Here is a 16,217-nt window from a genome sequence, read left to right as displayed (position 1 = left end):
ACTGTTAGGTTGTTAAAAATGGAGTCTAACAAATTTTGACCAAGGTCGGAATAAACGAAACGGGCTCTTTAGCGGAAAAAATAAAATATAGTGCCGCCGGCCACTACCAGGGCTCCGCCGATACGGCGCAGCAACGCCGGCTCGGTACTGGCCAGTTGGCTCAGCCAGCGACGCCAGGCCTGGGGGAAAAGCAAGGGGCCCAGCCCTTCGATAATCAATACCAGCCCGAGGGCCAACATAATTGGCTGCATGTTTCCGGCTCCAGAAACAAAAAAGGCCTGGTTAACCAGGCCTTGTAAACTGACGGGTTACTCCCCCGAGGGGTCTTTCAGGAAACGGAAGAAATCGCCGTCCGGCTTCAATATCATCATGTCACCGCCCTGTTCGAAGCTCTTGCGGTAGGCTTCCAGGCTGCGCACGAAACTGAAAAACTCGGGATCGGCACTGTAGGCATCCGCATAGATCTTGGCGGCCAGGGCATCACCCTCACCACGCAGGGTGCGGGAGTTACGCTGGGCTTCGGCGATCATCACGGTCACCCGGCGGTCGGCCTCGGCCTTGATGATCTCGGCCTGCTCTCGACCCTCGGATCTGTGCTCCCGGGCAACCGCAGTCCGCTCGGCGCGCATCCGCTGATAGATGGAGTTGGATACCTCGGTGGGCAGGTTGATCTGCTTGATCCGTACATCCACCACCTTGATACCCAGCTCGGAGGAAGACTCAAGCAATCCTTTCAGCGCACTTTCCATGACATCGCCCCGCTCGCCGGAAACGATATCCCGTATGGTACGGGTACCGATTTCGGAACGCAGGCTGTTGTTGATCCGACGCCGCAGCAGACCTTCCGCCTGCAGGCGGTTACCGCCACCGGTAGACAGGTAGTACTGGGCGAAATCATCGATACGCCACTTCACGTAGGAGTCGATGATCAGATCCTTTTTCTCGGAGGTCACAAAACGATCCACCTGATCGCCCAGGGTCTGTACCCGGGCATCCAGCTTGCGAACCTGATCGATCATCGGCACCTTGAAGTGCAGGCCCGGCTGATAGACGGTTGGCAGCTCGGAGTCGGCTTCACGCTTCACCTTGCCGAATTGCAGGACTATGCCCCGCTCACCTTCGGACACCACAAAAATAGAGGAGTAAACCACCATGGCAACCAAGGCCAGAACGACGATTAATGCTCTTTTCATCGTTTAGTTTCTCCCTGAAGTCGGACGGATGTTGCTGCGATCGGAGGTCGGTCTAATCTGACCACTGTCCTGACCCGCATGTACGTTACCATTCAGGTAATCGGAGGTAATCTTGTTCGGATCCGGACGTTCGGCACGTTGGCCCTGCTGCTCCATCAGCTTGTCCAGCGGCAGGTAGATCAGGCTGTTGCTGCCTTCCGGCGTATCCACAATCACCTTGTTCACCTTGCTGTAGATTTCTTCCATGGTTTCCAGATAGATGCGCTGACGCGCCAGCTCGGGCTCACGCTGGTACTGGGGCAGCAGTTCCCGGAAGCGGGCGACTTCACCCTCGGCCCGGAAGGCAATCTGCTCCTTGTAGGCCTCGGCTTCCTGTAACAGGCGCTGGGCCTGGCCCCGCGCCTTGGGCTCTATTTCCCGGGCATAGGCTTCGGCTTCACGGATAAAGCGCTGTTCGTCTTCCTGAGCCGCAATGGCGTCATCGAAGGCATCCTTCACTTCTTCCGGCGGACGCGCCGGCAGGAAGTTCAGATCCAGGATCATCAGCCCCAGGTTATAAGGGTCGATCGTCCGCTCGAGCAGCTCGCGGGTTTCCTGACGGACTCGCTCACGACCCACCGTCAGCACATCGTCCATGGTGCTGTGTCCGACCACATAGCGCAGGGCGCTGTCCAGTGCCTGATGCAGGCTGTCGTCGGCATTGGTGACGTTGAACAGATAGGCCCGCGGATCGATAATCCGGTACTGGACATCCATCTCTACCCGCACCAGGTTTTCATCCTTGGTCAGCATAAAGCCGGATGCCGGCTGGGAGCGCACGGTTTCCACATCCACCGGATATACCCGATCGACAAAGGTCGCCTTCCAACTCAGGCCCGGATCGACCATCTGATAAAATTTACCGAAACGCAGCACCACGCCGCGCTGGGCCTCGCCGATGGTGTAGAAACCGCTAACTACCCACACGACCAGGGCGATGACCAGGGCGACCACCACCCCGAACGAGCCGATGCCCCCACCGCCGCTCCCCGGTACGCGACCGCCGAGCAAGCCACCTAATTTATTACTCAGATTACGTATAACCTGATCCAGATCTGGCGGACCCTGATGTTTACCGTTGTTCCCCCAAGGGTCACGGTCTTTGCCACCATTTCCAGGCTCATTCCAAGCCATTTGTATCTCCGTCTTTCTGGTTTGTGGACGTAACTTTACCAAGCAATCAGTCGCTTATAAAGCGCTCTAGCTGCTCACCTTCTTGTTTTATCAGTCGTTGCCAGTCGGCTTTCTGCAGGCGGATATCCACCACATACTCCCCGGCCTCGCCAAACGCTTCACTCACTATGCCGTTCATGGCATACAAACGGCTACGCAATCTCGCCGCCGACGGCGGCAGCGTCAGCCGGTGTTCTACCAGAGCCCCCGCCAAGCGCTGGCTCAGGGCCTCGAACAGACATTCAACGCCCTGACCACTCTGAGCCGACAGCCAGACGGCCCGCGGCATATTTTCATCATCATATTCGATGCGTCCCGCCGCCTGCTCCAGCTTGTCTATCTTGTTGTAGACCATGAGCACCGGCACCTGGCCTGCATCTATTTGTTCAAGAACCGCGTCGACCTCCCGGATATTGTCCTGCATTTCTTCGTCGGCACAATCCACCACATGCAGCAGCAGGTCCGCATCCCGGGTCTCCTGCAGGGTTGCCTTGAAGGCGGCGACCAGATCATGGGGCAAATGACGAATAAAGCCGACCGTGTCGGCCAGGATCGCCGGGCCGACATCGGCCAGCTCGATCCTGCGCAGGGTCGGATCCAGGGTCGCAAACAGCTGATCCGCAACATAGACGCCAGCCTCGGTCAGGCGGTTGAACAGGGTCGACTTACCGGCGTTGGTATAGCCGACCAAAGACAGCGTAGGCACCTCATTGCGCAGCCGGGCCCGACGGCCCTGCTCCCGCTGCCGGGACACCTTCTCCAGCCGTTTCTGAATATACTTGATCCGCTCGCGCAACAACCGGCGGTCTGTCTCCAGCTGGGTTTCCCCCGGGCCGCGCAGGCCGATACCGCCTTTTTGTCTTTCCAGGTGCGTCCAGCCTCGCACCAAGCGGGTAGAAAGATGACGCAACTGGGCCAGTTCAACCTGCAGCTTGCCCTCATGGGTGCGGGCCCGCTGGGCAAAAATATCCAGGATCAGCCCGGTGCGATCCAGTACCCGGCAGCGGACTTCCCGCTCCAGGTTACGCTCCTGAGCCGGACTCAGGCTGTGATTGAAGATCACCACATCGGCCTGATGCATCTGCACCAAACCGGCCAGCTCTTCCACCTTACCGCTGCCGATGAAAAACTTGGACTGTGGGGCCCCGCGACTGGACGTGACTACGGCACAGGTAGCCACGCCGGCAGAATCCGCCAGCAACTCCAGTTCGTCCAGGGCTTCACGCTCACTGTCATCGGTGAAATTGATATGAACCAAAATGGCAGACTCGCCACCTTGATAGCGTTCAAACAAGGGATTTCCTCCATGTTGCGGGCACTAAAAAAGCGGCCGCCAAGCGGTACTCAAGCAAACAGGTGGGGGAGCTCAAGCTCAATCCTGATCCGGCTCTTGTGCTGACGACTCGGGCGCTTCGGGGGCCGCCGGGGGCTGATGATGTACCGGCCGGGCAGGTACCACGGTAGAAATCGCATGCTTGTACACCATCTGGCTGACAGTGTTTTTCAGCAGGATCACAAATTGATCAAACGACTCGACCTGTCCTTGCAGCTTGATGCCATTCACCAGGTAAATAGAGACAGGGATCCGTTCACGCCGCAACGCATTTAGAAACGGATCTTGTAAGGATTGTCCCTTAGCCATCTTGTTATCCTTATTTTTTGTAATAGTGGAAACTTTTTATTGTTTTATTTCATTATGTGCCTGCCTGACCTTCTCGACCAGCGCCTGACAAGCATCTTCATTATCGGTATCCAGCCAGTGCAGCTCCGGCCAGCTTCTCAACCAGGTCAGTTGCCGTTTGGCCAACTGGCGGGTGGCGGCAATACCACGCGCCACCATTTCATCATAGCCTACTGTACCCGCCAGATAATCCCACATTTGCCGATAACCCACACACCGTATCGACGGCAAATCCGGATGCAGATCACCCCTTTGGTAGAGAGACCTCACCTCGTCTTCAAAGCCGGCAGCCAGCATCTGCTGAAAACGGATGGCAATGCGCCGGTGCAGTACGGCCCGTTCCCGAGGCGCAACGGCAAACTGTAACACTTTGTAAGGTAAGGGATCACCCTTGCGTTGTGTCAATTCTGTCAGGGTTTTGCCGGAAATGCGATATACCTCCAATGCCCGGGAAAGACGCTGGGGATCATTGGGATGGATACGCGCCGCGGCAATCGGATCTATACCGGCCAGCTGCCGATGTAAAGCCTCCCAGCCATGTTGTCGGGCCTCGGCCTCAATCCCGGCCCGGATCTCGGGATCGGCACTGGGCAGGGGAGACAAGCCCTCCAGCAAGGCCTTGAAATAGAGCATGGTGCCCCCCACCAGCAGGGGAATGCGCCCGGTTGCGGTTATCTCGGCCATTGCCGCCAGGGCATCTCGACGAAAATCTGCGGCAGAGTATGCCTGACGGGGATCGATCAGATCGATCAGCCGATGAGGCGCCAGGGCCTGCTCCTCGGCACTGGGTTTGGCGGTACCGATATTCATGCCTTTGTAGATCAGGGCCGAGTCCACGCTTACCAGCTCGCAGGGCAAGGCCCGCACAGCCGCCATGGCCAGATTGGTCTTGCCCGATGCCGTCGGCCCCATTAAAAATACCGCCAGGGGTTTATTCCCCATGTAACCACCTATCAATTTGCTGTTCTATGGCCAGGGCCTGTACGCAGGCCAGGTCGGCCACGTCGCCGTTATGTAGCTGTAACAAGCGCTGCCACTGAGTCCGTGCTTCCGCCAATGACCAGTCGCTCCTGTCATGCTGCCCCTGCTCGGCCAGCCAGATGCACAATGCCTGCGGATCGGCCGCCAGGCCCTCGGTCAGCTGCTCCAGCAAACAGGGGATCAGACGGGCCAAATCCGCATGGCGCAACGGTTGTGGCACCCGGGTCAGGATAATGGTGCCTTTGGATCCTGATTTCAACTCCAGTCCCAGCTTTTGCAACAGTTCGCCTTGCTCGCCAATGGCGGCCTGTTGTTCCGGTGAGACAGGGACCGATACCGGCAGCAACAGCGGCTGCGGTACCAGACCCTGTTGCCAGACCGCATGCAGCTTAAAGCCGTCATCATAGGCGCGGGCTCGATTCAGATCACACAACCATAGCGCCTGCCGGTATACGGCCACCAAATAGCAGCCCCGGACTACCAGCAGGGCGCGATCTTCTTCTCCACCCGGCACTGGCGCCGCAGTCTCCGTATCGGTCGGTACCGTGGTCAGCAGGGCATCCAGCCCCTGCCAGGTCTGCCGACTCAGGCCACTGGCCTGCTCCCGCCGCGCGGGTTGCCGGCCCCCCTGTCCGCCGGCATAGGCGTAGCCATGGGCCGGGGAACTGAACGCCAGCGTCCGACTGCGGTCGTCGTCTGGCCGAATCGTCTCTTCTTCAACCCGGGGCGCAGCCGTGGCTTCGGGAGAGGCAGGCTCCTGCTCCAGCGCCTGTACCAGCACCTGGTAGATAAAATCATGCACCAGCCGGGCCTGATGGAAACGCACTTCATGCTTGGCCGGATGCACATTGACATCCACCTGTCCGGGATCCAGTTCCAGATAAAGCACGAACGCCGGACTGGTGTCGGCCGCCAGCCGTTCCCCATAGGCCTGACGAATGGCATGATTGAGCAGCTTGTCACGCATCATGCGGCCGTTGACATAGGTATATTGCAGATCTGCCTGGCTTCGGGCTGCATCGGCCGGGCTTAGCCAACCCCACAGACGCAGCCCATGGTGCTCGCTGTCGAGTCGTAGCGCCGAGGCAGCAAAGGTGGGGCCACAGACGGCGGCCAGACGTTTCGCCTGCTGGGAAGCCAGTTTCGCGGCCCGGTACTGGCGAACCGGCTTACCGTTATGTTTCAGGCTCAGGTTGATATCGAAACGGCTCAGCGCAATACGGCGTATGAGCTCATCGATATGGGCAAACTCGGTCTTCTCGGTGCGCAGGAACTTGCGGCGGGCCGGGGTATTAAAGAACAGATCGCTCACCTCGACCGTGGAACCCTGGGGATGGGAAGCGGGCTGTACCTTTACCGCCATGTCCCGGCCTTCCGCCATCGCCTGCCAGGCCTCTGACTGAGCGGCCGGCCTGGAAGTCAGCGTCAGCCGGGAAACCGAGCTGATGGAAGCCAGCGCCTCGCCACGAAAGCCCAGGCTGAGGATCTGCTCCAGATCCTCCAGGGTACTGACCTTGGAGGTCGCATGGCGAGACAGCGCCAGGGTGAGCTCGTCCCGGGCGATACCGGCGCCATTATCACGGATGCGAATAAGCTTGGCCCCGCCTCTTTCGATGTCTACCTCGATGCGATCGGCTCCGGCGTCCAGGCTGTTTTCCACCAGTTCCTTGACAACGGAGGCGGGACGCTCGACCACTTCACCGGCTGCTATCTGGTTGGCCAGCCGAGCTGGCAGTATCTGAATCGGCATGATCAGCTACTTGGAATATCCAGGATCTGGCCGACCCTGACCACATCGGACTGCAGCCGGTTGTGGCCCTTTAGCCGACCGACCGACACCCCGTAACGCTGGGCGATCACCGACAGACTTTCACCTGTCTTGACCGTATGTTTACGTGTGCTCAAGGCCGTTTGCCCCCCTGCCTGGGAAGCCTGTCCGGCCATCATGGTCCGACTCGGCGGATTTTCCCGATAATAGGATTTAATGCCGTTAAACACCGCCTGCGCCACTTTCTGCTGATGGTCGGCACTGAGCAACAGGCTTTCTTCCTGAGGATTAGAAATAAAGCCGGCTTCGATCAGCAGCGAGGGGATATCCGGCGATTTCAGCACCGCCAGGCTGGCATGCTCCGGCTTGCGTTTGTGCAGGCGCACCACCTTGCCCATGGCCGCCAGGATGTGCTCGCTGATGGCATAGCTGTCTGCCCGCGACTTGTCCATGGACAGGTCGAGGAAGGTGCGGGTCAGATAGGGGTTGTCATCGGTCTGGGAAATCACCTCGCCTACCCCGCCCAAGAGTTCGGACTGGCGCTCCTGTTTCTCCAGCCAGCCGGCCATTTCCCGGTTGGCTCGGTTTGAGGACAACACCCATACCGACGCCCCCCGGGGGCCTGAATTGGCCACACTGTCCGCATGGATCGACAGCAACAGATCGGCCCTGGCCTTGCGGGCGATTTCCGAACGTTTGTTGAGGTTGACATAGTAGTCACCGGTACGGGTCAGTACCGCACGCATCCCTGGCTCCTTGTTGATGAGATCGGCCAGCCGTCGCGATACCGACAGGGTGATGTGCTTTTCCCGGTTCTTCCTCGGCCCAATGGCTCCGGGGTCTTCGCCGCCATGACCCGGATCGATGGCGATGACGATGGAGCCCTTGCCCGACGCCGTGTTTCTGAGCGCCGGCTGGCTGGCCCGGCTTTTATCGTCATAAGGCAGATCGATCACCAGCCGATGACCGTAGTCACCCGCCGGCGTCAACGGAAACACCACCGGCTTGACACCGGCTCTAAGCTCGAACACCAACCGATAGCTGCCCGCGTTAGGTGCCTTGCTGCTCCTCACCCGGGTTATCAGTTCGCTGTTGTTTTGCACCTCGTTGAAACGCACCCGATTCTGGGTCTGCTCCAGATCCACCACCAACCGGTGAGGATTGCGCAGGGTAAAATAGTGATACTTGGGCGCGGCTCCCATATCCAGCACGATACGGGTGTTGTCCGGCGATGGCCAGATGCGAATGCTTTCTAGCTGATTGGCCCAGGCCCCCAGGCTGAACAAGATGCTGAGCAATGCGACTATCGACTTCACGCTATTATTTTCTCCAACAAAGCCTGTCCTGCGGCACTGGCCGGCAAGAGCGTCGCCAGCCGCCGTTGCTCATGATAATTCAGGGTTATTTCCAGATCGGCCGCAGGTAACATCCCTTCGCCCTGCTCCGGCCATTCCACCAGACACAGGCTGTCCGGGGTAAAATAATCACGGATCCCCATGAATTCCAGCTCTTCGGGATCCGCCAGCCGGTAAAGATCGAAGTGATAAACCTGCCAATCGCCGACTCGATAGGGTTCTACCAGGGTGTAAGTCGGGCTTTTCACCTTGCCCTGATGACCCAGGGCGGTAACAAAGCCGCGGCTCAGGGTCGTTTTTCCCGCCCCCAGGCTGCCATGCAGGTAAATCACCATGGCCTGGGTGCAGGCCTGCGCCAGTTGCCGGCCCAATGCCAGGGTCGCGGCCTCATCGGCCAGTTCAATGGTCCACTGTTTTGTTGTCATCTTCTTCTACTTGGTTAATAAGACGCCTGATACCCGGCAGCAGATCGGAAGCCAGCATACCGACCATTCCATGGGTACTCGCCAGATCACCGGCCCGCCCATGGAGACATACCCCCAGGCGCGCGGCCTGTCCCGCAGCCATTCCCTGGGCCAGCAGGGCACCGATTATACCAGATAACAGGTCGCCCATACCTCCGGATGCCATTCCCGGATTGCCATAATGACACAGGCTGACACCAGACTCATCAGCCACCAGAGTCCCCGCCCCCTTGAGGACCACAACCGCGCCATATTGTTCCCGCAACCGGTTCACCGCTGTCAGCCGGTCGGCTTCTATCTCGGCTACCGAGCAGCCCAGTAGGCTGGCCGCCTCCCCGGGATGGGGAGTCAGCACCCAGCAACCACGCTCTTCCGACCCGCCCCCTGTATGTGCCAGCAGGTGCAGGCCATCGGCATCAACCACCCGGGGGCCGCTATATGTGAGAGAAGCCTGCCACAGGGACCGGCCCCATGCATCCTGGCCCATGCCCGGCCCTATCACCAGGGCATGGGCCCAGGTCCAGTGATCAAAGTCCGGATACCAGGCGGTCATGAGTTCAGGGCGGGTCATATTCAGCAACCGATAGTGTTGCCGATGGCTCACCAGCCGCACCAGACCGGTGCCGCAGCGCAGTGCCGCCTCTCCCGCCAGACGGATGGCACCACTCATGCCCCGATTTCCCCCCAGCACCAGCAGACGACCCACCTGGCCTTTGTGAGCACTGACCCGACGTCGGGGCAATCGCTGCCGCCATTCATCCCACTGTAATAAATCAGCCACCGGAACTTGCCCCAGGTGAGACTGAATACCCAGATCAGCCAGTAAAATATCGCCGCAAACATCCCTGCCCTGGCCGGTTAGCAAACCCGGCTTGAGGCCAACAAAAGTCAGGGTCAGGCTGGCACTCACCGCCCCGCCCAACAATCGGCCGGTATCGGCACAGAGACCGGAGGGCAGATCGACCGCCAGCACCGGTGCCCCGAGCCGATTGATCTGATGAATGATCCCTTTGGCTTCTTGGCGCAACTCGCCTTTCAAACCGATACCCAGCAAGGCATCGATCACCAGATCCGGCTGACCCTGCAGGGCACCGACGCTTTCGATGGCACCGCCATCGGCCCGGTATTGATCCCGGGCCCGGGCCGCGTCACCGCGCAAGGCTTCGGCATCGCCCTGCTGTACCAGTTGCACCCGGATGCCGGCGGCTCGGGCAAGCCGTGCCACCACATAGCCGTCTCCGCCATTATTGCCGCCACCGACAAAGATCCACCAATGCTGCGCCTCTGGCCAACGGTTCCGGGCCAGCTCGAACACCGCCAGCCCCGCCCGGCACATCAGTTCGTACATCTGGATCCCGGCCGCCCCCGCTGCCTGTCGCTCACCGATCCGGATCTGCTCCGAGCGCCAGAGGGAATGTGTTAAACTATGCCCATTTTCCAGACCGATGGCGCCCATGACTGCTCCCGAATTACATGCTTTGGCCAACGATATCAAGCTCTGGGGAACAGAGCTAGGTTTTGACCAGGTTGGTATCTGTGATCCCGACTTAACCGATCACGAGCCCCTGCTGACCGACTGGCTGGCCAAAGGCTACCAGGGAAAAATGGAGTATATGGCACGTCATGGCATGATGCGGGCCCGTCCCCAGGAATTGCTGCCCGGCACCCTGCGGGTGATATCGGTACGTATGAACTATCTGCCCGAACAGGCCGCCATCGCCCGGGTATTGAGCGACCCCGATAAGGGATATATCAGCCGCTATGCCTTAGGCCGGGACTACCACAAGGTATTGCGCCAGCGACTCAAACAACTGTCCGATAAGATCAGTCTGGCCTTCAGTGAACTCAGCGCCCGCCCCTTTGTCGACTCGGCGCCCATACTTGAACGCCCCCTGGCGGCCAAGGCCGGCCTGGGCTGGGTGGGCAAGCATTCGCTGCTACTCAACCGCGAACAGGGCTCTTTCTTCTTTCTGGGTGAGCTGTTGGTCAATCTACCTCTGCCGGTAGACGAACCGGTGGCAGAGGGCTGCGGCAAATGTGTCGCCTGTATCACCACCTGCCCGACCGGCGCCATAGTGGCTCCCTATGTGGTCGATGCCCGTCGTTGCATTTCTTATCTCACCATAGAGCTGGACGGCCCCATTCCGGAAGAGTTCCGGCCATTGATGGGTAACCGTATCTATGGCTGCGATGATTGCCAGTTGATCTGTCCCTGGAATCGTTTTGCCGATGCCAGCAAGGAACCGGACTTTGCCGCCCGGGAGCAGCTGCATGCTCCCCAGCTACTCACCCTGTTTGCCTGGACCGAAGCGCAGTTTTTGAAGCGCACCGAAGGCAGCCCCATTCGCCGTATCGGCTACCGGCGCTGGTTGCGTAATATCGCCGTGGCGCTGGGTAATGCCCCCGCCAGCCCTGCAGTGGTGTTTGCCCTGGAGCAAAAGCGCGACGAGCTGGATGAGATGGTGCAAGAGCACATTGATTGGGCCCTGGCCCGACAGGGTGAAAAGCTGGCCCAGCAGGACCGCAAGACAGCAAGGCTTATCCGCGCCGTAGACAAGGGCATGCCCAAGCATGCCCGATAAAAAATAACCGGCGGCTCGGGCTAACAAAACGCCTCTCGCCCGTTGTTTGTCCTGTCTGCCGGGGGGAAGTATCTACCGGCTGGTAAGCTGACTCAGCAACGCCTGCAGCGGATGCGGAACACGCTGCGCATCGAAACGCTTGATCTGGCTGCGACACGAATAGCCCGTCGCCACCAGCTTGCCCCGGTTGTCGGCGGCGTTGACCGGTTCACGCCAGCTCAGATCGTAGATGCGGCGCGAGTTCTGGTAGTTGGCGGTTTCGTGGCCATAGGTGCCGGCCATGCCGCAGCATCCTGTCGGGATCACCTCCAGTTGCTGCCCGAGCGCCGCGAAAAGCTCCTGCCAGCTGCGGATCGATGGTGCCGCCGAGGTTTTCTCGGTGCAGTGAGCCAGCATCCGGAACTCACCCGCCGGCAGGGTGTCCGCCTGCGCCGCGAGGGCGTCCCGCTGCTCCATAAGCCACTCCTGTACCAGCTTCACCTCCGGTAACTCGGCTTCAGGTAATGCGTAGATGTATTCCTGGCGGTAGGTCAGCGTCATCGAGGGGTCTATGCCCACCAGCGGCAGGCCGCTGTCGTTGATCGCCTTCAGCATGCGGGCGTTGTGGCGCGCGGTCTTCTCGAACAGCGCCATGAAACCGTGCACCTGCAGCGGTTTGCCGTTGGGCTTGAAGGGAGCCACCAGCACATGGAAGCCGAGCCGACCCAACAGGTCGACGACATCAAGCACCACCTCGCTCTCGAAGTAACTGGTAAAGGTGTCCTGCACGATCACGACCGCCTTGGCGCGCTGCGCCTCTGACAGCTGTGCGATATTCTCCGGTGTTGCTAGTTTGACACCATGGCGGCGCAGTCCCTGCTGCAGGTTGTGGCGACTGATCTCAGGACTGTCGACCATGCCAATTTGGCGCTGGAAGAAGCCCTTCAGCACCGAATTACGCATCACCCAGTTATAGGGAGCCGGAAATTTTGCCAGCGTCGGGATGATGAACTCCAGGCTGCCGACCACATAGTCCTTCACCGGCCGCAGGTAACGGCCGTAATAGACCTCGAGGAAGCGGGCGCGAAAATCCGGCACATTGACCTTGATCGGGCATTGACCGACGCAGGACTTGCACGCCAGGCAGCCCATCATGGAGTGGTGCACCTCATTGGAGAAGTCGTACTCGCCTCGGCGCTTGCGCAGGCTGTTGCTCACCCGCCGCGGCAGGCCGGTGATGAACGACGCCGCCTTGACCTCGCGGCTGGCGTCGTTGAGGTCAACACCCTGGTTGGCCATCAGCCGCAGCCACTCACGCACCAGGGAGGCACGCCCCTTGGGCGAGTGGATGCGCTCACGGGTGCCCTTCCAGGACGGACACATTGCGTCGTTGGGATCGTAGTTGAAGCAAGCGCCGTTGCCGTTGCAGTTCATCGCCGACTCATAGCTCTGACGCACCGCGATATTGATCTGCCGGTCGTGCTGGCCGCGGGTCGGTACCTGATCGATCTTCAGCAGTTCGGCGCCGTCGTTCGGCGGCGTGGCGATCTTGCCCGGATTGAGCTGGTTGTGCGGATCGAAGGCGCCCTTGATGCGCTGGAGCTCCGGATAAAGGTCGCCGAAGAATGCCGGCGCATATTCCGAGCGCACGCCCTTGCCGTGCTCGCCCCAGAGCAGGCCGTGGTATTTCTGCGTCAGCCGTACCACCTGGTCGGTGATATCGCGGATCAGACCTTCCTCCGCCGGATCCTTCATGTCGATTGCCGGGCGCACATGCAGCACGCCGGCGTCGACATGACCGAACATGCCGTACTGCAGGCCGCGCGCGTCCAGCACCGCGCGGAACTCCATGATAAAGTCAGCCAGGTTTTCCGGCGGCACAGCGGTATCCTCGACAAACGGCAGCGGCCGGCGCTCGCCCTGGGCGTTGCCCAGCAGCCCCACCGATTTCTTGCGCATGCCCCAGATCTTGTTGATCTCGGCGGTGCCGTAAGCCACGGTATGACCGAAGCTGCGCCCCGGCTGGCCGCTGACCGCTGCCAGGTGCGCCAGCAGCTTGTCGACGTCGGCCTTGAGCTGCGCGGCATCGTCGCCGGTATATTCCACCAGGTTGATGCCGGCAATCTCCGGTTCGCCCTCACCATGCGGGAAGTAGTCGCGCACCGAGTCCCAGACGATGTCGCCCATGGCCAGGTTCAGCACCTTGGAATCGACCGTCTCGATAGAGGTCGGCCCCCAGGCCATCAACGCCTTGGCGTCGCGCAACGAAGCCTCGAAGCTGTCGTACTTGATGTTGACCAGCGCGGAATACTTGGGGATCGGCAGCACGTTGAGCTTGGCTTCGGCGATAAAGGCCAGCGAGCCCTCGGCGCCGCACAGTACCGAGTTGAGGTTGAAACGGCCCTGGTCGTCGCGGATGTGCGCCAGATCGTAGCCGGTCAGGCAGCGGTTAAGCCTGGGGAACCGGGCTGCGATGTCGTCATGGCGGGTACGGTAGATATCGTCGACCAGCCGGTGCACTTCGCCGACACGGTCGTCCCGCCCCTTGATGATCTCCAGTTCTGCATCATCGAGAGGCCCGGACTCCCAGACCGTACCGTCAAGCAGCACCGAGCGCAGCGCCAGCACATGATCGCGGGTCTTGCCGTAGAGGCAGGAACCCTGGCCGCTGGCGTCGGTGTTGATCATGCCGCCGATGGTGGCACGGTTGCTGGTCGACAACTCGGGTGCGAAGAACAGGCCATGGGGCTTGAGTGCCGCATTGAGCTGATCCTTGACCACTCCGCACTGTACCCGCACCCAGCGTTGCTCGACGTTGATCTCGAGGATCCGGTTCATATGCCTGGAGCAGTCGACGATCAGCCCATCGGTCAGCGACTGACCGTTGGTCCCGGTACCGCCGCCGCGCGGGCTCAGGCCGATGCGCTTAAAGCGCGGTTCGCTCGACAGCCGGGCGATCAGCGTCAGGTCCTCGGTGCTGGCCGGATAGAGCACCCCTTGGGGCAACAGCTGATAAATGCTGTTGTCGGTCGACTGCACCACGCGATTGGCGTAGTCCGGGCTGATGTCACCGCTGAATCCCTGCTGTTTGAGCCCCTCGATAAACTCGAGATAAAGCGGCTGGGTAGTCTCGGTATGGGCGATGCGTGGGATCATGTCGTAGTTAACCTCGTTTCCGTCAAGCCGGTCCCGGTGAGGCCCGACGTAATTGGCATTGTCTGTCTAGAACAGATGATGCAGAATCTACATTTATCACTCAAACGATAAAATTTTATTAATTAATTGATGATAACGAATAATCTATCCATCCGGCACCTGAGGGCTTTTGTTTCCGTTGCACACCACGGCAGCTTTACCCGGGCTGCGGAGCATCTGCATCTGACCCAGTCATCGCTCACCGCCACCATCAAGCAACTGGAACAGCAAACCGGCTTGATCCTGCTCGATCGCACCACTCGCCGGGTACTGCTTAACCACGAGGGTGAGCGATTCCTGCCGATAGCCGAACGGCTGCTATCCGATTTCGATACCGCAGTTGCCGATTTGCAGGCAGTGGCTGAACACCAGCATGGCAAGGTTGGGGTTGCCGCTTCGCCGTCGACTCTCGCCCGCTTGCTTCCCCCCGTCGTCAAGGAGTTTCACCTGCACTATCCACATATCGGGCTGTTGCTGCGCGACAACAGCGCCGCTGGCATCGAGCAGCATGTGCTGGCCAACGAGGTCGATTTTGGCATCGGAGGCAATCATTCCAATCACCCGGAACTCAGCTACACCCCGGTACTACGTGACCGTTTCGGGGCTGTGCTCTCCCCCGGGCATCCACTTGCCAAAGGCAAGCAAGCGCTCGACTGGAAGGAGCTGGAACGGGAAGAACTGCTGATGCTCTCAACTGACACCGGCATCCGTGCCCAGCTGACGCAGGAGCCTTTTTATCACGGCAGTGAGTTTCGTTTGGATCGCTCAACAATAGAGGTATCAAACCCGGCCAGCCTCGCCGCCCTGGTCGAGGCCGGCCTGGGGCTGTCCATTTTACCGGCGCTGGCGGCCGGCACCCGCTCATTCGAACGCCTACTGTTCCGCCCCCTGGCCAATCCCGCCATCTATCGTGATCTCCATATCATTCATCGCCGGGGACGCTCCCTCAGCCCGGCCGCCGATACCCTGTTGCAGCTGGTGCGCCAGCGCTTCGCGATCATGCCGCTGCCTCCCTATGTGGAGCCGGTTGATGAGTCAGCCTAGGTTGAACAGAGAACAAGACGGTCCCTGTGGGCTTGGGAATGCCCTCTGACCGCCAGGGATGGCGGTCAGATATCATGTGCTGAGCGTACAAGAAGGTGTCGGCGGAGTAGGCCCTTTGCCTGGAATTGGTATAACAATCAAAAAGATCGAGTATTCAATGTGATAGCTATAAAAGAAGGGAGTCTCTTCGAATTGGAGCGGAGAACGGAACTCAGGAAACCACGCATAAAAAAACCGACCCTGAGGTCGGTTTTTTTGTTTGGAGCGGGAAACGAGATTCGAACTCGCGACCCCAACCTTGGCAAGGTTGTGCTCTACCAGCTGAGCTATTCCCGCGTAAAATTTTTAACTTGTGCATGGGGCCGCCGCGCGACCCTCATCGACTTCAGCAAGGTCAAGCTCTTATCAACTGAGCTATTCCCGCAATAATCTGTAAACTCTTTCTTTGGGGCCGCGCTGCGACCCTCTTCAACTTCAGCAAGGTTGGCAAGGTTGGCAAGGTTGTGCTCTACCAGCTGAGCTATTCCCGCGTAAAATTTTTAACTTGTGCATGGGGCCGCGGTGCGACCCTCATCGACTTCAGCAAGGTCAAACTCTTATCAACTGAGCTATTCCCGCAATAATCTGTAAACTCTCTCTTTGGGGCCGCGCTGCGACCCTCTATTTCAGATACCGCTCTGGTAAGCCATATCCTTTCAATTTGGAGCGGGAAACGAGATTCGAACTCGCGACCCCAACCTTGGCAAGGTTGTGCTCTACCAGC

Annotated in this window: 13 protein-coding genes and 1 tRNA gene; 2 read left to right on the top strand and 12 right to left on the bottom strand. The window is 59.6% G+C overall.

All coding sequences use genetic code 11. The features are described from left to right. Nucleotides 1-68 precede the first annotated feature (68 nt). From DCS96_RS17300 to DCS96_RS17255, 10 genes are all read right to left on the bottom strand, one after another. Nucleotides 69-251 carry a DUF2065 domain-containing protein gene (locus DCS96_RS17300; protein ID WP_116475657.1) on the bottom strand — a complete coding sequence of 61 codons (183 nt, stop codon included), beginning with the start codon at nt 249-251 and terminating at the stop codon, nt 69-71. Between the two features lie 57 nt (nt 252-308). Next, complete coding sequence (gene hflC / locus DCS96_RS17295; protein ID WP_116475656.1) at nt 309-1,193, bottom strand: protease modulator HflC; 885 nt, start codon at nt 1,191-1,193, stop codon at nt 309-311. 3 nt (nt 1,194-1,196) lie between these two features. Next, nucleotides 1,197-2,366, bottom strand: coding sequence for an FtsH protease activity modulator HflK (hflK, locus tag DCS96_RS17290; protein ID WP_116475655.1), 1,170 nt, complete (start codon nt 2,364-2,366; stop codon nt 1,197-1,199). Nucleotides 2,367-2,412: 46 nt separating this feature from the next. After that, complete coding sequence (hflX, locus tag DCS96_RS17285; RefSeq protein WP_116475654.1) at nt 2,413-3,699, bottom strand: ribosome rescue GTPase HflX; 1,287 nt, start codon at nt 3,697-3,699, stop codon at nt 2,413-2,415. A 78-nt stretch (nt 3,700-3,777) separates the two neighbouring features. Continuing rightward, nucleotides 3,778-4,047: an RNA chaperone Hfq gene (gene hfq / locus DCS96_RS17280; RefSeq protein WP_116475653.1), complete on the bottom strand. Its 270-nt coding sequence runs from the start codon at nt 4,045-4,047 to the stop codon at nt 3,778-3,780. A 36-nt stretch (nt 4,048-4,083) separates the two neighbouring features. Continuing rightward, a complete protein-coding gene (gene miaA, locus DCS96_RS17275; RefSeq protein ID WP_116475652.1) occupies nt 4,084-5,028 on the bottom strand; it encodes a tRNA (adenosine(37)-N6)-dimethylallyltransferase MiaA in 945 nt (314 codons plus the stop codon). Next, the gene (gene mutL, locus DCS96_RS17270) at nt 5,018-6,817 is read right to left on the bottom strand and encodes a DNA mismatch repair endonuclease MutL (protein WP_116475651.1); all 1,800 of its coding nucleotides are present in this window, start codon (nt 6,815-6,817) and stop codon (nt 5,018-5,020) included. Before mutL ends, miaA begins: the two co-directional genes overlap by 11 nt. A gap of 2 nt (nt 6,818-6,819) precedes the next feature. After that, nucleotides 6,820-8,151 (bottom strand): N-acetylmuramoyl-L-alanine amidase, encoded by a 1,332-nt coding sequence (locus DCS96_RS17265; RefSeq protein ID WP_116475650.1) that lies wholly within the window; start codon nt 8,149-8,151, stop codon nt 6,820-6,822. Next, on the bottom strand, nt 8,148-8,615 hold the full coding sequence (gene tsaE / locus DCS96_RS17260) for a tRNA (adenosine(37)-N6)-threonylcarbamoyltransferase complex ATPase subunit type 1 TsaE (protein ID WP_116475649.1): 468 nt from the start codon (nt 8,613-8,615) through the stop codon (nt 8,148-8,150). Before tsaE ends, DCS96_RS17265 begins: the two co-directional genes overlap by 4 nt. Beyond that, nucleotides 8,590-10,110 carry an NAD(P)H-hydrate dehydratase gene (locus DCS96_RS17255; protein ID WP_116475648.1) on the bottom strand — a complete coding sequence of 507 codons (1,521 nt, stop codon included), beginning with the start codon at nt 10,108-10,110 and terminating at the stop codon, nt 8,590-8,592. Before DCS96_RS17255 ends, tsaE begins: the two co-directional genes overlap by 26 nt. Between DCS96_RS17255 and queG the strand changes: the two genes are divergently transcribed. Beyond that, on the top strand, nt 10,109-11,236 hold the full coding sequence (gene queG / locus DCS96_RS17250) for a tRNA epoxyqueuosine(34) reductase QueG (RefSeq protein WP_116475682.1): 1,128 nt from the start codon (nt 10,109-10,111) through the stop codon (nt 11,234-11,236). The two genes, DCS96_RS17255 and queG, sit on opposite strands and share 2 nt — an antisense overlap. A 72-nt stretch (nt 11,237-11,308) precedes the next feature. On the opposite strand, the gene ydiJ is transcribed toward queG, so the two are convergent. Next, entirely contained in the window at nt 11,309-14,371 is a 3,063-nt protein-coding gene (ydiJ, locus tag DCS96_RS17245; RefSeq protein ID WP_116475647.1) for a D-2-hydroxyglutarate dehydrogenase YdiJ, read from the bottom strand. Between the two features lie 129 nt (nt 14,372-14,500). Between ydiJ and DCS96_RS17240 the strand changes: the two genes are divergently transcribed. After that, nucleotides 14,501-15,454 carry a LysR family transcriptional regulator gene (locus DCS96_RS17240; protein WP_198650120.1) on the top strand — a complete coding sequence of 318 codons (954 nt, stop codon included), beginning with the start codon at nt 14,501-14,503 and terminating at the stop codon, nt 15,452-15,454. Between the two features lie 260 nt (nt 15,455-15,714). On the opposite strand, the gene DCS96_RS17235 is transcribed toward DCS96_RS17240, so the two are convergent. After that, nucleotides 15,715-15,790, bottom strand: a tRNA-Gly gene (locus DCS96_RS17235). Nucleotides 15,791-16,217: the final 427 nt, after the last annotated feature.

This window comes from Zobellella maritima (assembly GCF_003075035.1).
Taxonomy (GTDB): domain Bacteria; phylum Pseudomonadota; class Gammaproteobacteria; order Enterobacterales; family Aeromonadaceae; genus Oceanimonas; species Oceanimonas maritima.
This window is presented reverse-complemented; position numbering and strand designations above follow the sequence as displayed.